At 44.0% G+C, this 2,156-nt stretch carries 2 protein-coding genes and 1 pseudogene; 2 read left to right on the top strand and 1 reads right to left on the bottom strand.

The features are described 5' to 3' along the window. Positions 1 to 298: pseudogene (locus tag QTO00_RS18630) on the bottom strand (AraC family transcriptional regulator); the annotation flags it as partial. A gap of 108 nt (positions 299 to 406) precedes the next feature. On the opposite strand from QTO00_RS18630, the gene QTO00_RS18635 reads away from it, so the two are divergent. Continuing rightward, positions 407 to 730 carry a hypothetical protein gene (locus tag QTO00_RS18635; RefSeq protein ID WP_038204253.1) on the top strand — a complete coding sequence of 108 codons (324 nt, stop codon included), beginning with the start codon at positions 407 to 409 and terminating at the stop codon, positions 728 to 730. Next, positions 730 to 1,953 carry an HlyD family secretion protein gene (locus tag QTO00_RS18640; RefSeq protein ID WP_331426101.1) on the top strand — a complete coding sequence of 408 codons (1,224 nt, stop codon included), beginning with the start codon at positions 730 to 732 and terminating at the stop codon, positions 1,951 to 1,953. The genes QTO00_RS18635 and QTO00_RS18640 overlap by 1 nt, the downstream gene beginning before the upstream one ends. Positions 1,954 to 2,156: the final 203 nt, after the last annotated feature.

Raw genomic sequence — 2,156 nt, forward strand, 5'->3', positions numbered from 1 at the left:
AGTTCAAACGGCGTATGGTCGAAGCAAAATCAAAACCAGACAATAGCCAGTGGCTAATGGGCCCGACACGAGTCACGTCGTTGTCGCGCACTAAATCGAGGACGATATCGGGATTACCAGTGTACTTTTCTAAGTTTGCAAACCATAGATTTACCTCCGAAATAGGCACCAACGTCATAGGGCTTTGAAAGACTTGATCTGGAATCCCTAAGCAGCCCGAAGTTAAATCATAACGTTTATGCACTTCACGATGCATGTTTAGCATCGAGATCGCGCGCATGAATCTCACATCATTCATATACAGATCCAGTCAATATGAGGTGGTATGTGAATCAATCTGTCATATCCCCTATCAATTTTCAATATTAATTCAAACTCAAGCCCTAACCTTAATTTGGAGTAATGAATGAGTTTACTAAGTGTCCCATTCGTCGGAACGTCTGCTGATACCGTACTGCACGTTGTCGCTACGGTTGTACTTGTTGCAACCCTTGGCGCTGCACTGTTCGGTTTCTGGAAGTTTCACGAGCTACCAATCAATAAAGCCCACAGCAAAGATCATCATCAAATTGGATTGATAACGGCACTGACATGGATTGGTTTTATCTGGCACTGGGTATGGGTTGTCGCAGTTATTCTGGCATTTGTCGATGTAGAAAAAGCGATCGTCAATCTGCGTGACACTTGGCGTCATGCTCCAAAACATAGTCATGACCAAGGGGAAGCATAATGTTAGAAGGTTTAGCAGTTTGGGCACTGTTCATCTACTTGCTTCGTCTTGTGGGCATGCCTTGGAATAAAGGCACTCAAGCATTCGCTTACTTAGGCGGCGCATCTTGGCTGATGTTCGTTTGGGTGGGTTTGATTAACTTTACTCCGATGGATCTCTCAGGCGGCTCAGTCGTGCAGTCTCCTCACATTCAGTTAAGACCGGATTCACCAAACGTGAAAGGCAAGGTAGATAAGATCTATATCGAGCCAAACCAAACGGTATCTAAAGGTCAGCTGATTTACGAAATTGACCCAACTCAGTACCAAATTGCGCTTAACCAAGCAGAGGTTGCTGAAGAGGCAGCTAACGTTGCGCATGACGTTGCTATAGAAGATATCGCGATTGCGAAAGCTAACTATCAATCGATGCTGCAAGATGTCACCACAACAGAAAGCCGCTTAGCCGCAGCGCAAGCTGACCATGAGCTACAAGTTAAAATGCTAAAGCGTTATCAAGAGCAGAACCGTGTGGTTGAAAACACCATCACCGCAAGTGATATCGACAAGCAGCAAACCACTGTAGAGAAAGCAAAACACAATATCTCTACGATTGAATCTGAGTTAAACAGCAAAAGAGTCAATGCAGATAAAGCGAAACTGGCAATCACCAAAGCTGAGTTAACGGTAAAGAGCAAAGAAGCAGACTGGAAAACAGCCCATGAGCAAATGGCAAAAGCCCAATGGGATTTAGACAGCACTAAGGTGTATGCGCCAGCAGACGGTTTCGTGACTAACTTTATTCTGCGTGAAGGTCAGCGTGTCTCTATGATGCCAAGGCTACAAATGTACACAGATGAAAAGTACGTGCTGATGCGAGTTAACCACCAAGCAATTCGAAACGTAAAACAGGGTCAGTCCGCTGAGTTCGCTTCGTCAGTGTATCCAGGTAAGATCTTCTCTGCGCAAGTCGAAGGGATTGTTGAAGCGACAGGCGAAGCACAAGGTAATCTACTTGGTTTCGATGAGTCGGTTAGAGCAACAACGGGCAAAAACCTGCAAAACAAGCATCACTTTGTACGCTTGAAAATTGAAGAGCGAGATGGCTACGACATCCCTGTAGGTTCGGTAGGCTTAGCTTGGGTGAGTGGCGATAAACCAATAGGCTTTATGTCATTCTTAGATGCAATACGCGGCATCATTATTCGTATGAAGTCCCAGCTCTACTACTTCTACTCAATTTAAAACCAGCAACAGAGTCTGACGTCAAGTCGGGCTCTGTTTATACAATACAGCTCACTAACTGATATTCAAACAAACCATCACTAATAATTCATATATCATTAGCACTTTTATGGTTATTTGCAAATTGCATTTTCGTTATGCAATTGAAACAGCAAAAAGGTGCAAAATTCAGCCAAATCAAGCGCAATTAGGTGCTATTAATC

This window comes from Vibrio sp. M260118 (genome assembly GCF_036533755.1).
In the GTDB taxonomy this organism is placed as follows: domain Bacteria; phylum Pseudomonadota; class Gammaproteobacteria; order Enterobacterales; family Vibrionaceae; genus Vibrio.